The following is a 15,349-nucleotide window of genomic DNA, read 5'->3' as shown; positions in this document are numbered from 1 at the left end:
AGTTTACTTTTCCAAAAAAATCAAGCCAAAAACAACTTAAAAAACTAAAGAAAAACAAGGGTTTTTGATAGAACTTTGATATGCTAGTAGAACTGGCAAAGTTGAACAAATAGTTTCTAAGTTAGGTTTCAAAAACGTAAATAGGATATTCACGGGTGAAGAAAAAGCCACTAAACAATTTGTGATCTTTACCTATACAGATGGTTATGGAGAAGTTCCTAGTATTGTAGAGTTATTCCTCTCCAATAACCACAATTTATTAATAGGAGTGGCTGGAAGCGGAAATATCAACTTCGGAAAAAACTTCTGTAATGCAGTAACACTTATTAGTCAAAAATATGGAGTTCCAGCTTTAAAGAAATTTGATTTAGGGGGAAATAAGCAGTTAATCTCAGAATTTAGAGAAGAGCTAAAAGCTCTAAATCTCAGTTAAGTGATTAATAAATCTCAAAAGATAACCAATCCTTCTTACTACAACTCTCTTATCTTTAATAATCAAGTAACTCTTAAGGGAGAAGATGGTTTCTTCTGCCTAGAAAAAGATAAGTTAGCTATTCAAGAGTATCAAAAATATATCTCTGAGTGTGAAAAGTACTCTCACAAGCGAAGAGGTTTTGAAAGAATTAAGTGACTAATTGAGACTGAATACTATCTCTCTCAATTAATAGAGAAATATAGTGAGACTCAGATTAACCAACTCACAGAAGAGGTTTATGGAGCTGGCTTTCAATGAAAAAGCTATATTTCTATCTCTAAGTTCTTTGAGAGCTTTGCTCTAAGAAGTAACTGCGGGAAATATATCTTAGAAAGCTATGAAGATAGAGTGATTGTTACTTCACTATTTCTTGCTGATGGAGACTTTGAGCTAGCCCGCAAAATAGCCAACTTAATTATTAAACAGATTTATCAACCAGCAACTCCTACATTCTCAAATGCAGGAAAGAAAAGATCTGGAATGTTAGTTTCTTGTTTTCTACTAGAAGCAGAAGACTCTATTAACTCAATTAACTACATAATTTCTACCTCTATGCAACTATCAAAGATTGGGGGAGGGGTTGCAATCAATCTAAGTAAGTTAAGAGGTAGAGGAGCTTCAATTAAGCAAATTGACAGTACAGCTTCAGGAATCTTTCCTGTTCTGAAGATACTAGAGAATGTATTTGACTATGCAGATCAATTAGGAATGAGAAGGGGGAGTGGAGCTGTATATCTAAATATCTTTCACTATGACTTAATTGACTTCATAGATTGCAAAAAAATCAATGCAGATGAGAAATCTAGAATTCAAACTCTTTCAATAGGATTAATAGTTCCAGATAAGTTCCTGCAACTAGCAACTGAAAATAAGAATTTCTTTATTTTTGAGCCAAATACTATCTATCAAAAATACAGACTATCTCTACCAGATCTAGATTTCAACTACTGGTATGATATCTTGGCTAATGATGACTCTCTTTTAAAGAAAGAACTGTCTGCTAGAGCTGTTTTAACCAAGATAGCTCAGATTCAGTTTGAGTCTGGTTATCCATATGTAATCTTTATAGACAATGCAAATAAAAAGAATCCCCTAAAGAATATAGGAAAGATAAAGATGAGCAATCTTTGTACAGAGATCTTTCAAAACCAAGAAAGCTCAACTATAGGGGACTATGGGCTAGGAGACATCATAAGAAATGATGTTTCTTGTAATTTAGCCTCTCTTAATCTAGTGAATGTATTTGAAGACGGGAATCTAGAAGAGATAGCAGATCTCTCTATGAGAGCTTTAAGTGCAGTGAGTGATCTAACTTCTATCACTAATGCTCCTAGCATTAGAAAGGCTAATGAGGAATTTAAGTCTGTAGGGTTAGGAGTACTTAACTTCACTGGACTCTTACTAAAGAATGGACTAGAGTATGACTCTCCAGAAACACTAGAGATTGCAGATGTTTTCTTTGCAGCTCTTAACTATTACTCTCTACTAGCTAGTTCTAGAATTGCGCAAGAGAGAAAGATTAGCTTTAAAGAGTTTGAGAATACAGACTATTTCACAGGAGCTTATTTCGAGAAATACATCTCTCACCCCTACCTCCCTAAGAGTGAAAAAGCTAAAGAGATCTTTAAGAATATGAAATTACCTACCCCAGAAGACTGAGCCAATCTAAAGGAGCTAGTTAAGAAAAATGGAATATACAACGCTTACAGATTAGCAGTAGCTCCCACCCAAAGCATTAGCTATCTACAAGGAGCTACAGCTTCTATTCAACCCATCATCTCTCCCATTGAAACCAGAATGTATGGTAGCTCAATTACTTATTTCCCCATGCCATTCCTAAATAAAGACAATCATCACCTATATAAATCCGCTTATCTAATAGATCAAAAGAAATTAATTGATCTATCTGCAATCATCCAACAACATGTGGATCAAGGAATCTCAACTGTTCTATATGTAACTAATAACTCCACCACTAGAGATTTAGTGAAACTCTATCTATATGCTCACCATAAGGGACTTAAGTCTCTTTATTATGTGAGAACTAAGAATCTACAACCAACTGAGTGTGTTTCCTGTCAGGCTTAGATAGCTAGCTGAGAGTAGGATCTAGGGAATACAGAAGCATCTTTAATATTCTTTAGTCCAGTAAAGAACATTAAGAGTCTCTCAAATCCCATTCCAAATCCCGCAGAAGAGGCATAACCAAACTTTCTTAAGCTTAGATATCACTCTAATTCAGTAGGGTTTAGTCCTTGCTCTGCAATCTTTTGATTCAAGATTTCTAAGTTATTCTCTCTTTCTGAGCCACCAGCTAATTCCCCAACTTCTGAAATCAACATATCAAATGAATAGGAAGTCTTTCCATCTTCGGAGTTTTTCATATAGAAAGGTTTTTGAGTAGAAGGATAGTTAGTAATAAATAACACTTTTGTATCTAACTTAGAAAGTAAGAAGTTTTCATCTTCTTTACTTAACTCATAACCTCAACTCTTACCAAGAATATCTATGGCTTCAGAGTAACTTAGAGTTATATATTTACTATTTGCTATTCCTTCTAACTTACTAATAAGTGTTTGGTTATCTCCTAATAACTTATTAGATAGTTCTAGAAGACAGTCTCTACAGTTTTGTAGTACTTGCTTGAGTAAGTAAATAAAGAATTTATATACAAACTCAATTAGTTGAAAGAGATTAGTAAAGGCCATTTCAAGCTCAATCATTCAGAACTCAGCTAAGTGAGAGCTACTATTAGATTTCTCTGATCTAAAAGTAGGCCCAAAAGAATAACTTCTTCCTAATCCATTAGAGATAGTCTCGCAGTAGAATTGACCACTAACACTTAGTAGTATCTCTTCTTTCTTAAAGAAATCAGCTCCATCTGAATCTAACTTAAAGAGCTCGGCTCCACCTTCACAAGAGTTAGTACTCAAAACTGGAGCAAAACAGGGAAAGAAGTGATTTGAGTGTAAGTAGGTATAGATTGACTGAACTAACTCTCTTCTTATTAGGGCTACAGCTTGAAAGATTGAGGTTCTGTGTCTAACTAATTGTTGAGTTCTCAGGTAATCAAGGGTTAGTTGAGTTGGAAGTAAAGGGAATTCTTTACTTTCCTTAAGTAACTCTAGTTTTTCTAACTTAAACTCTCACTCTTGCTCCTTACCTTTTGATTTTTGGAGATAACCAGTTACTCTAATTGCATCTCCAAGACTTAAATCTTGATTAAGTAGTTCTGGAGAAGAGACTACTTGAATACCAGAAAGATTACTCCCATCATTTAGAGAGATAAAGGAAATTGAGTTGAATTTCTGAACAGATCTCACTCAACCAGTAAGGGAATGAAGTTGAGTGGAAGGTAACTCACTTGCTTTTGACAGTAAGTCAAATATAGTGCTTTCCACTAGAGTAAGCTTTCCACCTCTGAACTATAAATTACTGGAACACTCTTACTAATAGCTAATTGGAGTTTAGAACCTGGACTCTCTCCAGCCAATAAATAGTTAATTTCACTAGAAAAACTAGATTTAAAGGTTAGATTGTACTTTTCAGCTAATTTTTCTTTCAGTTGATCTCTACTGATACTGAAACTACCAGTAATCAAAACAGTTTTCCCATATAAATAGTGATCTTTGTTTTTTAGGTGTTGAGTTGAAATAGAGTCAGATAGTTCAAATTGAAAACCTAATTTCTTAAGTTCAGAGAGCATTGAGAGATTCTCCTCTCTAGAGATTCACTCCTTTAGAGAGCTTGCAACCTTTGGTCCTATTCCCAGAATCTCTTTAGTTTCTGACTCTGGAGCTTCAAATATCTTATCTATAGCTCGAAATTTATTCAAGAGTAACTTAACCACTTCCGGTCCTAGATGTTCTAATCCCAATCCAGCTAATAATTGATTAGGACTTACTTGCTTGCTTTTCTCAATAGCAGTCATTAGGTTATTAAAGGATTTATCTTTAATATTCAAACTCTCTAGTTGGAATATTCTTTCTTTGTGTTGCCACAGAGAATAAATATCTAATATATTTCTCAAAATCCCTTCCTTAAATAACTTAGTAATAGTCATTTCTGAAAGTCCTTCTATATTAAGTCCAGCCTTTGAGCAGAAGTGACAGAGCTTACATATCTCTTTTTGTTCACAATTGGGATTAAGACAGTACTGTAACTTATTTCCTTCTTTGAAAACTAGTTGAGAGGAACAACAAGGACATTGTTCAATTAGTTGAAATTCTTTCCCCTCTGAAGTATCTTCACTAACTCTTCCTAGTATCTGAGGAATTACCTCCCCAGATTTATATACCTGTACCTTTATACCTTCTCTTAACCCCAATTTCTTAATGTTTTCGTAATTATGAAGAGAGACATAATTAATTCAACTTCCATTAATAAATACAGGAGTTAATTTACCTAGATAGGTAATTCTTCCACTCCTACCTACTGTAACCTCTATTTTTTCTAAGGTAGTTTCCTTAATTAAGCTAGGGTATTTATAAGCAATAGCTCACTTAGGGAATTTAGAGGTACTACCTATTCTTGAGTAGTAAGAAGTTTGATTTAACTTAATTACTAATCCATCATTAGGTAGTTCTAGCTTCTCTCTTTTTTCTCCAAACTCTCTAATGAATTCTCAAATCTCAGAGATATTGGAGCTAATTAGAGTTAATTCTTCTTGGTGTGTTGGGATTTTCAAAGTTCTAAGTAACTCAATTACATCTGATTGTTTCTCTAGAGAGTGATTATCTGGAAATAGCACTTGATAGCCACAAAAAGAGAGTTTTTTCTCACTAATTAATTGAGTTTCTTTAAGTCTTAAGGCTCCAGCAACATAATTCCTAGAGCTTATAAATTGCCTTTGATTTTCTGGAGTTGAAGCTTGGATTTCCTTGAAATCAGAGCTAGTGATGAAGATCTCTCCCCTAACTACTATTTCTCGAGAGTAGTCAATACTCTTAGGAATTGATTTGATCTCTCTTATGTGGTAAATGAGACTCTCTCCTTTTTTTCCATCTCCCCTACTAAGCGCTTCTACTAATTGACCACCTTGGTAGTGAAGACTTATACTAACTCCATCAACCTTTGGTTCAATGAAATACTCAAGAGAGTTAGAACTACCTAATTCTTTTAAGTGGTTGTCAAAGAATTTATTTAGTTCAGCTTCATTAAAGGCATTATCAAGAGAGAGCATAGGAAATAAATGGGGATGTTTGAGATTAGACTTTTCAGAGTGAACTTGTCCGACTGGAAGAGAAGAGATATCAACTCCCAGAGCTTTAAGCTTTCTAAGCTTAAAGTCATATAGTTCATCTGGAATAGTCTCTTCTCCTTTATAGTAGGCTTCCTCTTGATCTTTAAGTAACTCTTGAAATTTCTTTAGCTCCTCCCCATCCCTCATAGCCTTTAATAATTAACTTTAAGAGTAGAGTGGAAGAGAAAAAGATAGTTATTGCTTTATCTGGGGGAGTAGACTCGGCAGTAAGTGCCTATCTCTTAAAACAACAAGGATATAAGGTTATAGGAGTTCATATGCAGAACTGAGATAAACAACTTAATGAATCTGAGCTAGAAGGAAGTTGTCAAGGAGAGAAAGATAGTATTATGGCTCAAAAGGTAGCTTCCTTCTTAAAGATACCTTTATATATCTATAACTTCACTCAAGAATATTGAGAGAATGTCTTTAAGCCTTATCTCTCAGATTTTGAAAAGAATCTAATAGGAAATCCTGATCTAGGATGTAATTCCAAGATTAAGTTTGGAGTCTTATTGGAAACAGTAAAGAAAGAGTTTGGGAAGGGAATTAAGTTAGCTACAGGCCACTATGCAAGAGTAACTGAAGAAGAAGGAATATATTACCTAGAGAGTTGCAACAATCCTAAGAAAGATCAGACTTACTTTCTTTCTAGACTAACTCAAGAGCAACTAAGAGAGATTGTCTTTCCCTTAAGTGAGTTTGAGAGTAAGTCAGAAGTGAGAAGATTGGCTAAAGAAATAGGACTACCTAATTGAGATAAGAAGAGTAGTGCAGGAATTTGTTTCATTGGAAAAAGAGAGTTTAGTTCTTTCCTTTCTTCTTATGTGAAGGGAGAAGGGGGAGAAATAATAGATGTGGAGAGAGCAGAGTCTCTGGGGAAGCACAAAGGACTTTGCTATTACTCAATCAATCAAAGAAAAGGAACTTGTGTATCAGGACAAAGAGAAAAGTATTATGTTTGTGGAAAGGAGAACTCTAACTTACTAGTTTGTAGAGAAAGTGTTAGAGATAAATATTTAATTAAAGAAGGTTGTTTGGTTACAAACTTACACTGGATTTATAAAGCTCCAAAAGTAGGTGAACAAGTCTTGGTAAAGTTCAAACACACCTCTAATTTCATATCTGGAAAGATAGAAGAGATAAAGAGTGAGCTAATGAGATTGTCTCATCAAGCAAGTTGTGCTTCCACTCCGGGTCAGTATGTAGTCTTCTATTCCACTAATAAAAAGAGATGTCTAGGGTCAGGTGTATATCACAACTCCATTTAGAGCTTGAAAGCAAGAGAGTTAAGAGATAGTTGAATTAACTTTTTTGAGTCAAAGGGGCACAAAATAATTGAGTCACACTCTGTAATTCCCCCAGAAGAAGATAAGTCTACCTTATTTGTTAATGCAGGACTTTGTGTATTAAAAAAAGCCTTTATCTCTAAGGGAGAAGAGAGAGTTTCTCAGTCCTTTACTAGTGTTCAAAAGGTAATAAGAACAGTAGATATAGAGAGTATTGAGAAAGATGGATGACATAGCACTTACTTTGAGATGATGGGAAACTTCTCAGTGGGTTCTTATTTCAAAAGAGAGGCTATTGGTTTTGCAGTAGAGTTTTTAGATAAAGTCTTAAGACTTGAACTAAATAAGTTAGTTATTACTGTTCACAAAGATGATCAAGAAAGCGAAGCTATTTGAAAGGAGTTGCTGGGAGAGAACACAGTAATTATCAAACTAGACAAAGCTAATTTTTGAGAGGTTGGAGATGGACCTTGTGGACCTTGCACAGAGATTTACTTCGACAGAGGAGTTGAGTTTGATAGAGAAAACAAAGGCTTAGAGTTACTTCAATACTCTATAGATAACGAAAGATATATAGAGATTTGAAATATTGTTTTCAGCCAATACTGAGCTGAAAAAGGTAATTACATAGAGCTAAAGAATAAGAATATAGATACTGGGGCTGGGCTAGAGAGAGTTGTAACTATATTAGAAGGAGTTAAAAATATCTTTTTTAGCTCTTTGTTCTATCCAATAATTCAAGAGATTGAGAGACTCTCTGGAAAGAAATACAACCCAGAACTAACTGAAGAGAGTGCACAATTTCAGATAGTTGCAGATCACCTAAGAACTCTAGTGATATTACTAGGCGAGGGTTTAACTCCTTCCGGAAAAGGAAGAGGTTATGTTTTGAGAAAGCTTATGAGAAGAGTCTTTGTCTCTTTATATCTTCTAGAGTTAAAAGAGAGTGCAATTCCTAATTTACTTCAAACATCAGTAGATTTAGTTTCAGAGTTGTATCCAGCACTCAATAATAAACACTCAGAGTTACTAGCAGAGATACTAAAAGAAAGCACTTCTTTCCAAAAAGTCTTAGAGAAAACTCAAAAGAGAATACAGGAGATTATCTCTAATAAGACAGAAAGTCTAGAAGAACAACTCTTTACCCTAGTAGAAAGAGAAGGAGCTCCCCTTCCTGTTCTTAAGAAGTTATTGAGAGAGAATAAAGTAGATTACTCTGAAACCAGACTAAAAGAATTACAAGAAGAACACTCTCAAAAATCTAAGAATACTAAGTTCTCTACTGCGTTTGAGCTGAAAACTTAATTCACTCCGATCAGACTCACTTAGGAGAGTGAATATTAGATAAAAAGTTAGCCCTTCCTCTATTCTTATCTAAGTTAGTAATAAATTGGTGATATTTAGGAATATTTAGATCTTCTTGTTCACAAAAGAAATTATTGGAAATTATTTCTTTTAAGTTAGAGTTAGTTGTTCACTCCTTAAAGCAAGCTAGTATTCTATTCATAAACTTGAGCTTTTCATAGTCAGAGATTTCTAGTTTCATCATCTTATAGAAGGACTCTTCTCCACCTTCTATAAAGAGATCAGAGATAGAGAAAGAGAGTTGTTCCCCGAAAAAAGTATTAATAATTCTTATCTTCTTAACTCTCACTCCATAGTAGAAATCTAAGAGATAAGAGTACATAAGAGTTTGTCAAATTCAAGAGGTATTTCAACTCTTTTTGTGAAACTTAAGCTCTACTAACTCTTTTTCATTAGGTTCAAAGAAATCAAACTCTCATCTAGTGATTTCACATTCTTGCTTGTGATGCTCTGAGCTTTTGAGTTCATACAACTTAGTGAATTTATTTCAACTAATACAACTTTCAAAGTGGGGTAGGAAAGACTTTCAATGATTCATAATGACTGTGAATAATCCAAAGTCTTCATTATTCTTGAAGCTTTCTTGTTCATAGAAGAAAGAGTATTTGTATTTATTTGGATTACTTAATTCTCAGAATCAGACTCAGTTCTCTGACTTACTTTTCTTAGAAGCAAAGTATTTCTTGCTCTCTTCAGTGGCCTCTCTAACTATCTCTCAGTGATCCTGTAACTCTATTTGTTCTCAACTCTTTTGTTTTTCTTTAGAAGTTGCAACTAATTTTTCTAGAAAGAACTCACTTCACTTCCCTAGATAACTAAAATAGTTAGTTATTTTTTGTAAGGTCTCTTCATCTAACTTAGTGCCAAGAGAATCAACTATCTTAGTACTAGTTAGAAATAAAGGAGTTAAACTAGTTTGGTTTTTTCAACTAGGCTTAATTAACTTAAAGAGTCTGGGTCTAATTTGAGTTTTGAATTTTTCAGAGGCTAGATAACCAACCACTGTATATTCCTTAATGTTTTTTTCATTTAGATAAAACATTTAACTATTAATTAGTAGAAATGTCTTTCAATCTAATTTCAAAGCAAACTCCCAATCAACAACAGTTAGATGTAATTACATTCAATGAAAAAAAGAATGTAGGAATAATTGCTGGACCAGGATCAGGTAAAACCTTTGTAATTATTGAAAAGATAGGTTTCTATCTTTCTCAAAAAATAGAACCTAGAAAGATACTATTAGTTACTTATACCAATAGAGGAATTATTGAGATTAAGAAGAGAATTAATAAATTTGTAAAGGCTAAAAGAGAGTTTGAATATGCCGGAACACTTCACTCTATTTGTAAGAAATTCTTAGAGACAGAGTTAAAGCAAGATCTCTCTAAGCTCTTAAAACAAGAGATTAATAGACTATCAATCTTTGAAGGTAGAGAGAGATTCTTTTTTCTAGAAGAAGAGATAAGAAAGCAAACAGAGAAGATAGTTCAAGATGGCGGAGAAGAGCTAAAGCAATATATCTATGAGATAGTACTTGAAGAAACAGAAAACTCTATCTCTAGAAATAAGATAGAGAACTATCTTAATAACAACTTTCAGTTAAAAGTAGCTAAGTATGAGTGATTCTCTTCCAGGCTCAATAAGAAAACAGAAAGGTTAGATAGCTTACAAAAAGCTAAAGCCATTCAAGTACTAAAGAATACCTTTCTTGTTTATCAAGAATATCTAAGTAAGAAAGAGATCTTTGACTTCGATGATCTAATAATTTACTTTCACTATATTCTCGATAGAAATCCTGATAGAAAGGAATTAATTCAATCTAAGTTTGAAAAGATACTAGTTGATGAGTTTCAAGATATGAACTTCTTGCAACTTTTAATAATTGCTCAAATCTCAGGCTCTAAGAAGAATATCTTCTTTGTGGGAGATCCAAACCAAGCTATATATGGCTTCCAAGGAGCTTATCCAGAGATCTTTAGCTACTTCAAAACCAATATAGATCTGACTACTAAGTTCTTTAATCTCTCTCAGAACTATAGATCTACTCAGAATATCTTGGATTTATCCAAGAAATTAATCTCCATGAACAATCAAAAAGATATTTTCAATGAGATGCATACAAAGAATGAGATAGGAGACAAAATACGCTGAATAGTTAATGACAAACAGGGAGGAGTGACTAAGAAACTCTACTCCATTATCAGAAATCTAGAGGTTAAGGGAATAAATCTCAATCAAATAGCTATTATCTCTAGAACTCATTTAGAGACTAAGAATCTCAGAAAGAGATTCTGATCTAAGGGAATTAAGTTCCTAGACTTTAACTTTTCTAAACATATAGCTTGGAATTATGAGAGTTACTTCCTAGTTTGTTTACTCTCTTTGAGATTCAAATTTGATTCCTTTGCAATTAAGTACATAATTGAGTTTTGGCTTCAAAGAGAAGAGATCCCAGATTACTTCTATGAACAGATAGAAGAGTATTCAGAGGATCTAATTAAGAGTCTTAACTATTTAGTTACTTCTAACTTTGAGAATAGATGGAGTTCAGAGGAAGATAAGAAGTGAATAAGAAAGATTAAAGAGTTCTGAAAACTTCTAAAGGCAGAATACAGACAAAGCCCTTATAAAGAGGATGCAAAAAAAGAATTTAGTACTATTGTCAGTAGCCAAGATGGCTTGAGAGAGTGAGTTAAAGGCAATCTCAACCCCAAGTTAACTAAGTACATTTCCAGCCAAAAACACCAAGCAGTTAGAAATATCACTCACTTTTATAAGGTAATGACTTACTACAGTAACCAAACAACCTTTTGTCTAAGAGAGCTATTTAAGTTACTGTTGGCTTATGTGAAACACTTTGTGAGCCATACCACAGAAGACCAATATCTTAATTTCTCTACAGTTCACAGCGCAAAGGGCTGTGAATTTGACTATGTATTTATTCTTAATCTAGTTGAAGGGAAATTCCCCAAACACTATGCAGACACACTGCAAGATATAGAGGAAGAAAGAAGAATATTATTTGTAGGTATCACTAGAGCTAAAAAAGAACTCTATATAGTTAGTGACTTGCATATGCATCACAGAACTAGGATGATAGAGACTACCTCTAGATTACTTAGCTTTAGAGAGAGAATACCTAGAGTATCTAAATTCCTGAAAGAGTTAGATTTTTGTAACTCTAAAAATCAAGAGATAAATGTAGTAAGTAATCTCTCTCAGGACTCTCAAGGCTTACTCTATCTATAGTTTTTAAAATCAAAAAGTAAATTTAGCCCCCTCCCCGTGAAAAGAAGAGAGAAATTAGCTATTTATCTAAATAGAGATAAATTAGCTGAGTACAGATATAAAAAAAAATTGCACTAAATCACAGCATAGATCCAGATAGTGCACTTGAAGTACAAAACTTAAGTTCAGTATTTAAAGGTCAGAGAGTCTTAAGCTCTCTTTCCTTTAAGTTTCAAAAGGGTAAGGTTTATGGGATTGTAGGTCCTAGTGGCTCAGGTAAAAGTGTCTTTTGTGAACACTTAAATGGATTGCATAGATCTGAGACAGCTAATCTCTACTATGCCAGTGGAGAAAAGATCTTATTTTTTAAGTCGAAATTAAAGAATTACAAGACTATTAGAAGAGAAGTTGGAATAGTCTTTCAACAACCAGAATATCAATTATTCAAAGAAACAGTTCTTCAAGATATTATCTTTGGACCTAAGATACTCTTTAACTTACAGAAAGAAGAATTACCTAAGTGAGAGGAAAAAGCAAAAGAGATACTCTCTGAGCTTTCTTTTCCGCTGGAATTAGTTAGCTCCTCACCCTTTAAGTTATCTGGAGGTCAGAAGAGAAAGGTTACTTTAGCAGGGATACTAATACTAGAACCGAAGGTAATAGTATTTGATGAACCTACCTTAGGATTAGATCCACAGTCTACTGAGCAAGTTTTAGAGCTAGTTAAGGAGTTGCAGGGAAAAGGAGAAGTGACTATTATTCTAGTCTCTAGTAGTATGGATTTCATTTTTGAAATCACAGATGTAACTCTATTCTTAAATGCCGGAAGACTACAGAGAGCACAACCAACCTATTCTTTTTTTAGAGATTGCCCCAAAGAGCTAATTAAACCAAAGGTAATTAGCTTTATTGAGAATTTAGTTTCTTGTAATAGTTACTTTGAGAAACTTTGAGAGTATGAGCCAAGAAATATCACTCAATTAGCAGAATCAATAAGTAATGTAGTCGGCAATTTTAGTTAATAGTCGCCCAGAAGGTAAGAGTCTGGGTGGGCTAGGCGGGCGTACAGCCCTGTCTGCTCATCCAGTATTGAAGTTAGTTGCTTTCATACTCTTAACTTTTCTTATCTTCTCGAAGATAGGAATGTTACTTCACCTTTTGTTACTTGGATTTACTCTCTTAGTTCTTTATTTTTCAGGTAGCTTTGCCTCTCTATACAAGAAATTATTTTGTTTGTATTTAGGAATATATCTATTCTTATTTACTGTTAACTGAGTCTTTAATAAGAATCCAGGTTTTTGAGACAAGAACTATATAAGTTCTAAGTATTTAGATCTGACTTCTATTTCACCATTTAGTTTTTCAGGACCTAAGAGCAACAGCACTAATGGAAGTAACTCAAATATTGATATAGGTTGGCAACTTGGAGGAGATTTTGTAAAGGCTTGCACCAAGTCTGGAACAGACAACTGTTGTACTGGTTGCCCAAAAGGTAGTACTGGAGATAAATCTATTTTTGCTGCAGACAATCTAGAGACTTTCAAAAAAGCTTGTGAGTGTAAAGGGGAAGGGAAAAAGTGTTGTGAAGATAGCAGCGAAATCACCTGTTGCAATATAGAAAAACACATAAATAAGTTAAAGACCTTCTATGTATCTACAGCTAGTGGTCAAAAAATAGTAGGATTCCTACCTCAGTGATATACAATTACTCTCTTTCAATTCCTAATGGCCTTCAATATGTCTAATAAGTTAGTAATGATTATTGCACTTTCAAGTGCACTAAGTTACACTACTGACTTAACTTCATTCACTTTCGCTATCGGACAACTAATTAGACCATTTAAGGTTCTAAGAGTTCCAGTTAAAGAAATCACCTTAGTTATCTCTCTAGCAATTAGATTCATTCCATCTCTATTAACAGAGACTCTAAGAATAGTTAAGGCTCAGTCAAGTAGAGGGATTGACTTTAAGAATGGAAGAGTAAGAGATAAGGCTTCAGCCTTTCTCTCTTTATTCATTCCTCTATTCATAATCTCAATGATTAAGTCTAGAGAGCTTGCAAATGCAATGATTTCTAGAGCCTATCTACCTAAAGCAGGTAGAACAAGCTATAGATCTTATTCAATTAATTACCCTAGTTTAGGGTTATTTGGACTAGTAATTCTATTTATTACTATGTGTTTTTATTTCGCTCTCTCCGGTTCTTATCTATCAACCTTTGGACATCTAGAACCCCTTTTATTAGTTGCCACTTAATAATAGATAGAGTTTGTCAGTGATAATGGGCTTAGATTTAAAGACTATTGGGCTTTATCTCTTTAAATTCATCAGATTTATTATTAAGAAAGCTTTAACGATAATACTATGAATTTTCTTAATAATTACTCTTATTGTTTTGATAGCACTAGATAAGACTTGAGCTGCGGCTGGAGTCGGAGCTTTAGTGGCTTTTTTCTATGTAATTAAGTACTTTAGGATGAAGATAAAAGAAGGACCATCAACATCGGAGGGGAGCAGAACAAGAAAATCTTCTTCTTGATTTAATCCTCCCGCCGATAGGTAATGAGCTCAGAAGTTAAGAATGTTTTAGTTATTGATAGACTTTGTTTTTCTCACGTTAAAGGTAAGAAATTTATTCACAACCTCTCTCTTTCCTTACAAGAGTCCAAGTATTACTGTATAGTAGGTCACAATGGCTCAGGAAAGTCTACCTTCTCTAAGCTATTAACTGGATTATTAAAGCCAGATTCTGGTTCTATAAAGATTTCAGACAAACCTATCTCTAAGATTGGATATCAAAAGATCTTTTCATTCTTAGGAGTAGTATTTCAAAATCCTGATAGTCAATTCATAACTTCTTCTATAGAGGAAGAGCTAGCTTTTGGACTAGAGAATAAGAAAGTTCCACCTATATTAATGAGAAAGATGGTTGAAAATCTTATTGACTCTCTAGAACTACACAATTTAAGAGATAAGTCTCCAGTAGATCTTTCTGGAGGAGAGAAACAAAAAGTTGCAATAGCCTCTACTTTAGCCTTAAATCCTTCTTTATTCCTATTTGATGAGTCTTGCGCACTACTCTCTCCAATAGAAAAGGTAGAGATAACTAAATTAATGAAGAGATTAGTGGTTGATTACAAAAAAACAGTTATTTCTATTACTCACGATATGGAAGAGCTTTTACAGGCTGATGAAATAATTGTGTTTAAAGAGGGAAAGATTGTTTCACACCTAAAAGATAAGAATGAGTTATTTAGCTTACCTGCTTCTTTTTTCTCTGAGCTAGCCTTAAGTCCTCCATTTATCTCTCAACTAGAAAGAACTCTGAAGGAGAAACACTCCTTAGATCTGTCTTCTAGTAGAACTGAAGAGGAGTTAATAGACAATATCTCAAAGTTAGTCTCTTCTAGTTAATGACTAAACAAAACTTTTTATGTTGTTGTAAGAATAGATGAACTAAATATGGACCTTGCAAGAGAATAGTAGTAACTGTACTACTCTTTATTTCTTTAGTTTTTCTTTCTGCACTCTCTTTAGTAGTATTGCCCGCAATAACTACTTTCTATTTTGTTAGTGGAACTATTAGAAATATATTGGAGATACAAACAAGTTGTAGAGGTGGAACTGTTAGTCCCACTATTGAAAAAGAAGTGGTTGGGGAGATTGCAGATTCTGATGAAGATTTTGTTAAGTTTCCGAGCAAAGATCCTAGATATGTAAGGAGAATGAAGAACCAGAAGTAATTAATCT

Annotated in this window: 13 protein-coding genes; 10 read left to right on the top strand and 3 right to left on the bottom strand. The window is 33.8% G+C overall.

Annotated features, from left to right (window positions below):
• The first annotated feature begins 64 nt into the window (after positions 1 to 64).
• Together nrdI and nrdE are read left to right on the top strand one after the other, a co-directional pair.
• Complete coding sequence (gene nrdI / locus WEN_RS02980; RefSeq protein ID WP_014850069.1) at positions 65 to 433, top strand: class Ib ribonucleoside-diphosphate reductase assembly flavoprotein NrdI; 369 nt, start codon at positions 65 to 67, stop codon at positions 431 to 433.
• Positions 434 to 2,563, top strand: a complete 2,130-nt coding sequence (gene nrdE / locus WEN_RS02975; protein ID WP_014850068.1) for a class 1b ribonucleoside-diphosphate reductase subunit alpha — start codon at positions 434 to 436, stop codon at positions 2,561 to 2,563. It begins immediately after the preceding gene.
• Here nrdE and asnS read toward each other — a convergent pair.
• Positions 2,560 to 3,876 carry an asparagine--tRNA ligase gene (gene asnS, locus WEN_RS02970; RefSeq protein WP_014850067.1) on the bottom strand — a complete coding sequence of 439 codons (1,317 nt, stop codon included), beginning with the start codon at positions 3,874 to 3,876 and terminating at the stop codon, positions 2,560 to 2,562. The genes nrdE and asnS overlap by 4 nt on opposite strands.
• Positions 3,876 to 5,864 (bottom strand): NAD-dependent DNA ligase LigA, encoded by a 1,989-nt coding sequence (gene ligA / locus WEN_RS02965; protein WP_014850066.1) that lies wholly within the window; start codon positions 5,862 to 5,864, stop codon positions 3,876 to 3,878. Before ligA ends, asnS begins: the two co-directional genes overlap by 1 nt.
• Positions 5,865 to 5,893: 29 nt before the next feature.
• On the opposite strand from ligA, the gene mnmA reads away from it, so the two are divergent.
• Positions 5,894 to 6,988 carry a tRNA 2-thiouridine(34) synthase MnmA gene (gene mnmA / locus WEN_RS02960; RefSeq protein ID WP_014850065.1) on the top strand — a complete coding sequence of 365 codons (1,095 nt, stop codon included), beginning with the start codon at positions 5,894 to 5,896 and terminating at the stop codon, positions 6,986 to 6,988.
• A 3-nt stretch (positions 6,989 to 6,991) separates the two neighbouring features.
• Positions 6,992 to 8,311 carry an alanine--tRNA ligase-related protein gene (locus WEN_RS02955; protein WP_014850064.1) on the top strand — a complete coding sequence of 440 codons (1,320 nt, stop codon included), beginning with the start codon at positions 6,992 to 6,994 and terminating at the stop codon, positions 8,309 to 8,311.
• Here WEN_RS02955 and WEN_RS02950 read toward each other — a convergent pair.
• On the bottom strand, positions 8,286 to 9,413 hold the full coding sequence (locus WEN_RS02950) for a hypothetical protein (RefSeq protein ID WP_014850063.1): 1,128 nt from the start codon (positions 9,411 to 9,413) through the stop codon (positions 8,286 to 8,288). The genes WEN_RS02955 and WEN_RS02950 overlap by 26 nt on opposite strands.
• Positions 9,414 to 9,433: 20 nt before the next feature.
• Between WEN_RS02950 and WEN_RS02945 the strand changes: the two genes are divergently transcribed.
• The 6 genes from WEN_RS02945 (at position 9,434) to WEN_RS02920 (ending at position 15,342) form a co-directional block, all read left to right on the top strand.
• Positions 9,434 to 11,620 (top strand): ATP-dependent helicase, encoded by a 2,187-nt coding sequence (locus WEN_RS02945; RefSeq protein WP_014850062.1) that lies wholly within the window; start codon positions 9,434 to 9,436, stop codon positions 11,618 to 11,620.
• A 107-nt stretch (positions 11,621 to 11,727) separates the two neighbouring features.
• The gene (locus tag WEN_RS02940; RefSeq protein ID WP_043911404.1) at positions 11,728 to 12,621 is read left to right on the top strand and encodes an ATP-binding cassette domain-containing protein; all 894 of its coding nucleotides are present in this window, start codon (positions 11,728 to 11,730) and stop codon (positions 12,619 to 12,621) included.
• Between the two features lie 121 nt (positions 12,622 to 12,742).
• The gene (locus tag WEN_RS02935) at positions 12,743 to 13,855 is read left to right on the top strand and encodes an energy-coupling factor transporter transmembrane component T family protein (RefSeq protein ID WP_148268012.1); all 1,113 of its coding nucleotides are present in this window, start codon (positions 12,743 to 12,745) and stop codon (positions 13,853 to 13,855) included.
• 25 nt (positions 13,856 to 13,880) lie between these two features.
• Positions 13,881 to 14,162 carry a hypothetical protein gene (locus WEN_RS02930; RefSeq protein WP_014850059.1) on the top strand — a complete coding sequence of 94 codons (282 nt, stop codon included), beginning with the start codon at positions 13,881 to 13,883 and terminating at the stop codon, positions 14,160 to 14,162.
• The gene (locus WEN_RS02925; protein ID WP_014850058.1) at positions 14,162 to 15,013 is read left to right on the top strand and encodes an ATP-binding cassette domain-containing protein; all 852 of its coding nucleotides are present in this window, start codon (positions 14,162 to 14,164) and stop codon (positions 15,011 to 15,013) included. Before WEN_RS02930 ends, WEN_RS02925 begins: the two co-directional genes overlap by 1 nt.
• A complete protein-coding gene (locus WEN_RS02920; RefSeq protein WP_014850057.1) occupies positions 15,013 to 15,342 on the top strand; it encodes a DUF1218 domain-containing protein in 330 nt (109 codons plus the stop codon). The genes WEN_RS02925 and WEN_RS02920 overlap by 1 nt, the downstream gene beginning before the upstream one ends.
• The last annotated feature ends 7 nt before the right edge of the window (positions 15,343 to 15,349 follow it).

Origin of the sequence: Mycoplasma wenyonii str. Massachusetts (assembly GCF_000277795.1) — a bacterium.
Lineage (GTDB): Bacteria > Bacillota_I > Bacilli_A > Mycoplasmatales > Mycoplasmoidaceae > Eperythrozoon_A > Eperythrozoon_A wenyonii.
The sequence above is the reverse complement of the archived record's forward strand: the minus strand, read 5'-3'. Positions and strand labels throughout refer to the sequence as shown.